At 55.6% G+C, this 6,692-nt stretch carries 7 protein-coding genes; 2 read left to right on the top strand and 5 right to left on the bottom strand.

Annotated elements, in window-relative coordinates:
• Positions 1-137 precede the first annotated feature (137 nt).
• Genes fusA through rpsL form a run of 3 tightly spaced genes read right to left on the bottom strand, consistent with a single transcriptional unit; the run spans position 138 to position 3,131 of the window.
• Positions 138-2,255, bottom strand: coding sequence for an elongation factor G (gene fusA / locus AC2FLP_RS19230; protein WP_496685598.1), 2,118 nt, complete (start codon positions 2,253-2,255; stop codon positions 138-140).
• Positions 2,256-2,273: 18 nt separating this feature from the next.
• Entirely contained in the window at positions 2,274-2,744 is a 471-nt protein-coding gene (rpsG, locus tag AC2FLP_RS19225; protein ID WP_008756926.1) for a 30S ribosomal protein S7, read from the bottom strand.
• A 15-nt stretch (positions 2,745-2,759) separates the two neighbouring features.
• A complete protein-coding gene (rpsL, locus tag AC2FLP_RS19220) occupies positions 2,760-3,131 on the bottom strand; it encodes a 30S ribosomal protein S12 (RefSeq protein ID WP_005621086.1) in 372 nt (123 codons plus the stop codon).
• Between the two features lie 389 nt (positions 3,132-3,520).
• Here rpsL and AC2FLP_RS19215 point away from each other — a divergent pair, with 389 nt between their 5' ends.
• Both AC2FLP_RS19215 and AC2FLP_RS19210 read left to right on the top strand, forming a co-directional pair.
• Positions 3,521-4,327, top strand: a complete 807-nt coding sequence (locus tag AC2FLP_RS19215) for a putative rhamnosyl transferase (protein ID WP_299901796.1) — start codon at positions 3,521-3,523, stop codon at positions 4,325-4,327.
• A complete protein-coding gene (locus AC2FLP_RS19210) occupies positions 4,314-5,138 on the top strand; it encodes a putative rhamnosyl transferase (RefSeq protein WP_366140794.1) in 825 nt (274 codons plus the stop codon). The genes AC2FLP_RS19215 and AC2FLP_RS19210 overlap by 14 nt, the downstream gene beginning before the upstream one ends.
• Here the strand turns inward: AC2FLP_RS19210 and AC2FLP_RS19205 are convergent.
• Positions 5,123-5,992 (bottom strand): DMT family transporter, encoded by an 870-nt coding sequence (locus tag AC2FLP_RS19205; RefSeq protein WP_299901793.1) that lies wholly within the window; start codon positions 5,990-5,992, stop codon positions 5,123-5,125. The two genes, AC2FLP_RS19210 and AC2FLP_RS19205, sit on opposite strands and share 16 nt — an antisense overlap.
• Positions 5,993-6,082: 90 nt before the next feature.
• A complete protein-coding gene (locus AC2FLP_RS19200; RefSeq protein WP_117872209.1) occupies positions 6,083-6,565 on the bottom strand; it encodes a hypothetical protein in 483 nt (160 codons plus the stop codon).
• Positions 6,566-6,692: the final 127 nt, after the last annotated feature.

Below are 6,692 nucleotides of genomic sequence, written 5' to 3'. Positions count from 1 at the left end.
GTCTTGCCGTGGTCAACGTGGCCAATCGTGCCGATGTTGACGTGCGGCTTATTACGCTCAAACTTTTCCTTTGCCATGATGGCCTCCTTTTTCGGTAATGAAGAGAGCCCGTGAACCGAGCTCCCTCAAATCTTCGCTTATGCGTATTTCGCCTGGATCTCGTCCGAGATGTTCTGCGGAACCGGATCGTAGTGATCGAACTGCATGGTGAACTGGGCACGGCCCGACGACATCGAACGCAGAGTGTTGATGTAGCCGAACATGTTCGCCAGCGGAACGAACGCGTCGATCGCGATGGCGTTGCCACGGTTTTCCTGACCGGAAACCTGACCCCGACGTGATGTCAGGTCGCCGATGATGCCGCCGGTGTATTCTTCCGGGGTGATCACTTCGACCTTCATGATCGGCTCAAGCAGTTTCGCACCGGCTTTGCGCATGCCTTCACGCATACCCATACGAGCCGCGATTTCAAACGCCAGAACCGAGGAGTCCACGTCGTGGTATTTACCTTCGATCAGGGCAACCTTGAAGTCGATCACGGGGAAGCCAGCCAGCGGGCCGCTATCCATGACGGATCTGATGCCTTTTTCGACACCCGGGATATATTCCTTGGGCACCGAACCACCAACAACGCGGGATTCGAACGAATAGCCTTCGCCCGGTTCTGTCGGTGAGATGATCATCTTCACCTCAGCGAACTGACCCGAACCACCCGACTGTTTCTTGTGGGTGTAAACTATCTCGGCTTCGTGACCGATGGTTTCGCGATAGGCCACCTGCGGTGCACCAATGTTCGCTTCAACCTTGAATTCACGCTTGAGACGGTCAATCAGGATGTCCAGATGAAGCTCGCCCATGCCCTTCATGATGGTCTGACCAGATTCCAGGTCAGTTTCCACGCGGAAGGACGGGTCTTCTGCGGCCAAACGGCCCAGACCCTGGCTCATTTTTTCCTGGTCAGCCTTGGTTTTCGGCTCAACCGCGATCTCGATCACCGGATCGGGGAAGGTCATCGTTTCCAGAACCACCGGATCGCCGGTCGCACACAGAGTGTCGCCCGTGGTGGTGTCTTTCAGACCTGCCAGTGCGATAATGTCACCTGCGAATGCTTCCGTGATTTCCTCACGATCATTCGAGTGCATCATCATCATCCGGCCGATACGCTCTTTCTTACCCTTGGTCGAGTTCAGAAGCGTGTCGCCCTTGGCCAGAGTACCCGAGTAGATGCGGGTAAAGGTCAGCGAGCCAACAAAGGGGTCGTTCATGATTTTGAACGCCAGGCCCGAGAACGCCATGTCATCATCCGCACGGCGGGCAATGTTACGAGTTTCTTCTTCGTCACCGGGTTTGAAGCCCATGTAATCGACAACGTCCAGCGGGCTGGGCAGATAGTCGATCACAGCATTCAGCAGCGGCTGAACGCCTTTGTTCTTGAACGCCGAACCACCCAGCACCGGAACAAACGCGATTTCCAAAGTACCTTTGCGCAGCAGGGCGCGCAGGGTCGGAACGTCGGGCTCATTGCCGTCCAGGTATTCCATCATCGCGTCGTCGTCCATTTCGACGGCCGCTTCGACCATTTTACCGCGCCATTCGTCAGCCATGTCTTTCAGGCTGTCACGGATCGGTGCTTTGACCCAGCTTGCGCCCAGGTCTTCGCCCTGCCACAGCCATTCTTCCATGGTGACCAGGTCGATCAGGCCTTCCAGCTCGGTTTCTGCGCCGATTGGAATGCCAACTGGAACAGCACGTGCGCCGGTACGATCTTCGATCATTGCAACACAGTTGAAGAAGTCCGCGCCGATCTTGTCCATCTTGTTGACGAACACCATACGCGGAACCTTGTAGCGGTCAGCCTGACGCCACACGGTTTCGGTCTGGGGCTCAACACCAGCGTTTGCGTCCAGAACGCAGACGGCACCGTCGAGTACCGCCAGCGAGCGTTCAACTTCAATGGTGAAGTCAACGTGGCCGGGGGTGTCGATGATGTTCAGGCGGTGCTTGGGCGAGTCAGCAGTTTCACCATCTTCGGTGCGTTCCCAAAATGTGGTGGTCGCAGCCGAAGTGATGGTGATGCCACGTTCCTGCTCCTGCTCCATCCAGTCCATGGTGGCTGCACCATCGTGCACCTCACCGATGTTGTGGGATTTGCCGGTGTAATACAGGATGCGTTCCGAACAGGTGGTCTTACCTGCATCGATGTGCGCCATGATACCGAAGTTACGGTAATGGTTGAGTGTATATTCGCGTGCCATTTTGATAAGCCTCTGGAATTACCAACGGTAATGGCTGAAGGCTTTGTTCGCCTCGGCCATCTTGTGGGTGTCTTCGCGCTTTTTCACGGCAGTACCGCGGGACTGTACGGCGTCCAGCAGTTCGCCCGCAAGGCGCTCTTCCATGGTGTTTTCGTTGCGGCCGCGCGCAGCAGTGATCAGCCAACGGATGGCCAGTGCTTCGCGGCGCTCGGGGCGCACTTCGACCGGAACCTGATAGGTTGCACCACCAACCCGGCGCGAGCGAACCTCTACCGACGGTTTGATGTTGTCGAGTGCTTCGTGGAACACTTCGACAGGAGCGCGTTTGATCTTGCCTTCAACGCGATCAAATGCGTTGTAAACGATGCGCTCTGCGACCGACTTCTTGCCGTCGATCATCAGGTTGTTCATGAATTTGGTCAGTACCTTGTCGCCAAATTTGGCGTCAGGCAGGACTTCGCGTTTTTCGGCGGCGTGACGACGTGACATATCAGCCTCTCCTTCTTACTTGGGACGCTTCGCGCCGTATTTCGAACGACGTTGCTTACGGTCTTTGACGCCCTGGGTATCCAGAACACCACGCAGGATGTGGTAACGGACACCGGGAAGGTCTTTTACACGGCCGCCACGGATCAGAACAACAGAGTGTTCCTGCAGGTTGTGGCTTTCACCGGGGATGTACGAGATGACCTCGAACCCATTGGTCAGGCGCACTTTGGCAACCTTACGCATAGCCGAGTTCGGCTTTTTCGGTGTGGTCGTATACACACGAGTACAGACGCCGCGTTTCTGCGGGCACTGCTCCAGGTGCATGGACTTCGAGCGTTTTACTTTGGGCTGACGCGGTTTGCGGATCAGCTGTTGAATAGTTGGCATTCCGGTTCTTTCCCCGTTTTGCAACACACATGACATGCACGCGCGTCGCGTGCGGCTAAATTCGCTGCACTTATGCGTCCACAAGCGCAAAACCCACGAGCGTTCCCATTCCGAGGTGAACGTCGCGGTTGTTTCTCAGAGGGCGCGAACTGCAAAATTGTCCGGGCCTTGACCAGTTCATTACTGGAATCGGCTACGGGGCGGCCCCCGGCACCGAGATGACGCGCGTATACGGGGAGTCGTCCCGAGTGTCAACAGCTGTACACCAACGCCCCCGCGCTCGCGTTGTGTCGGGTGTATCGGATTGCCTTATAACGCGCCACCGTCCCTGTTGCGGCTGAACCGTAGCACGGGCATAGTCGTGTGGAATACCTGCTGATGGATTACAGATGCAAGTGATTGGCCTTTGCCGATTTTCCTATCCCGCAACGGGCGGCTTTCGGTTGAATCGGGATACAATCGAAGAGCAGCGGCAGTTTCTGTTTGCCCCTGACCGACTGGAAGAGCGCTTTCACCTGTTTGAGACCATCACTCTGCCCAGCTTTCGCACCCAGACAGATGAGGCGTTTGAGCTGTTGGTGTTAACGGGGACTTGCCTCCCTCAGATCTATGCGGACCGGCTGCGCGATCTGACCGCCGGGATCAAACAGATCCGTGTCATTGAAAAGGAACCTGGAGATCATAAGCAGATTATGCGTGAGGTACTGAACACCGCGCGAGCGAATCCGCATCAGCCTTGCGTGCAGTTTCGACATGACGACGATGACGCCGTTTCCGTTGATTTCATAGAATGCCTCCGCGCCGCTGTTCATGAGAATGCGGGACTGATGCAGCAGAGCGAGTCTGTCGGCATAGATTTCAATCAAGGTTTCATCGCCCGGCGCGAGGCTCGAGGGTTTCAGGCCGGTCGGGTCTATCGGTCGTTGCTGGGTGTTGGCCTGGGTATGTATGTTCAGGCCAGCAGCAGTCGGACAATCTTTGACCGGTTGCACAACAGGCTGGCCCGGTTCATGCCTGTGGTCAGCTATCCGGACACGCCCATGTGGGTAAGGATGCTTCACGCGTACAACGACTCGGACCACGCGCGCAAAGATACCAGTGAGTTATCATCTTTCACGCCACAGCAGGCAGAAGACCTGCGGGCACGGTTCTTGATCGACCCGGACGCGTTCGACGTCAAATATGCAGCGCGCTGAGAAAATGCAGGTTATCGGTCTTTGCAGGTTTTCCTATCCCGCAATTGGCGGTTTTCAGACAACGCACGAGAGTGTCGAAGACAGACGGCGATTTCTGTACCAGCACGACAGGTTGGAAGAGCGGTTTCGCCTGTTTGAGACGGTCGCACTGCCCGGTTTCAAAAAACAGTCTGACGACGATTTCCAGTTGATAATCGTGGTCGGCGATTGCTTGCCCAAATTGGCATATGACCGCCTCAACGATCTGACCGGGGGTTTTAAGCAGGTGCGCATAGTCGCGAAACCTCCGGGGCGACACAGGAAAGTCATGCAGGACGTCCTGAATTCGGCGCGGAACAATCCCGATCAACCCTGCCTTCAGTTTCGACACGACGACGATGATGCAGTGGCCGTGGATTTTGTCGAACGGCTCCGAGGTTGTGTCAGGGACTGCGTCGGCTTGTTTGAAAAGCGCGCTATGGTCGCTGTTGATTTCAATTCCGGTTATCTGGCCCGTGCCACTGCTGATGGTATACAAGCCGCTCGCGTACACCGCCCGTTGATAACAGCCGGTCTTGGAATGTACGTGCGGGGTGGGCAGCAGAAATCGATCATGAATTTTGCCCATAACAGGATCAACCGAGCGATGCCCGTTGTGACGCGACCGGATACTCCGATGTGGGTACGGGGATTGAACCGGTTCAATGACTCACCACGAACCAGAAAGATCGATGTCGGGCTTACACCTCTTACCCGGCAGCAGGAGCTCGAGTTTCAAACCCGTTTCGCCATTGATCAGGACATGGTCAGACGGAGTCACGCCAAGCCCTGACGCGCACGTGCCCGGAACAACGTAAATAACCCGGCACCCACGATCAGGGCGGCACCCAGCATCGTCAGATTGTCGGGCCATTCGTCAAACACGACCCAACCCAACCCGAGCGCCCAGATCAGGCTGGAATATCTGAACGGCGCAATAAATCCGACATCCCCCTGACGCATGACCATGACGCTGAACAAATAGCCAAGCAAAACAAACACGGCCGCCGCCGCGACCAGGGAACCCGCTGTTGCCGAAACCGGAACCCATCCTTCGAAAACCGAGGCTATTGCTGCGGCCCCTGCAATGGAAACCGAAGTGGCCAACGTAACCAGCATCGATGGCACGTCGGCTGACATACGTCGCGTGACAAGGTCCCGAACTGTAATCGAAGCCACTGCAACCAGCGCATAGATGGAATACACACTGAATCCCTCTGGCCCGGGTCTTACGATCAGAAGCATTCCGACGAAACCCACGGCGATAGCCAGTGAGCGTCGCCAACCAACCTGTTCGGAAAAAACCAAAGCCGCACCCAAAGTTACCGTAAGAGGCAATGCCTGAAGAATGGCCGTAACATTGGCAAGGGGCATGTTCTTCAGCGACGTCAGGAAAAAGAAAGTCGCGGCCAGCTCTGCAAGGCAGCGCAGTGCAACCAGCCACTTGTCATGGCGCGAAAAATTCAGATGCAACGTGCCCAAAGACCGGGCAAGTACATAGATCAGAAAAACTGCCAAGAACCCGCGCAGGGCCACCAACTGAAACAAAGGCAGATCCTGCAAGGTAACCTTCACCAGCGTGTCGTTCAGGGTAAATGCAGCCATGCTGCCCATCATCAGCAAGGCGCCTTTTGTGTTTGGAGTCATGCTGTTTCAAGCTCCGGGGCTATTGATCGCCCCGCATTGGCCAAGGACTTGAGCCGGATGTCAATATCGCACCATGCGACAGCGTGATCATCAACCGAATGGGAGGATGGTCCCAAACAGGTTCAGGCTGGAAGGCTCTGTCGTGTCTTTGACAAAATCCACCCAGTCCTCTCCGTATGCACGTTCGAAAAACACCGGGTATTGCCACACAAGGTTGTGAAAAGTAAATGTCGTCACCAACGCGCCAACCGTGAGCGCCCCGGCAAACTCTCGTAGTTTACCTTTCAGAAAAAGCATCACCATAATACAGGCCCCGCCTGCGAGGCCGAGGCTGACGAAGTCCTGCGTACCAACCTGACCGGGAACCGGAATACCAACCGATTGATATTGAATGAAGCGAGACAGGAAGACCGCAAGAATACCCAGCAAAAAAGCCCCCAGAAACGCAGCGGGATAACTCAGGCGCTGCCAGACACTTTCGGTACCAGGCGAAGGTGACTTGCTTGTGTTTTCTTCCGAGCGCTGTTTGATCCGCGCCACCCGGTCCTCGAAGGAATTGTTTTTGATGTCCATGGGTCAGCTCAAAACTATCTGAAAACACATTACAGCGCTAATTCACTGATTGCAGAACCACAAGCATGGCGCAATTGGGTCAATAGACGTGTTCTGACACTTCGGTTCACATTTCCGTACTTTGGTG

It is taken from the genome of Ruegeria sp. CDSA141, from assembly GCF_059612005.1.
The sequence above is the reverse complement of the archived record's forward strand: the minus strand, read 5'-3'. Positions and strand labels throughout refer to the sequence as shown.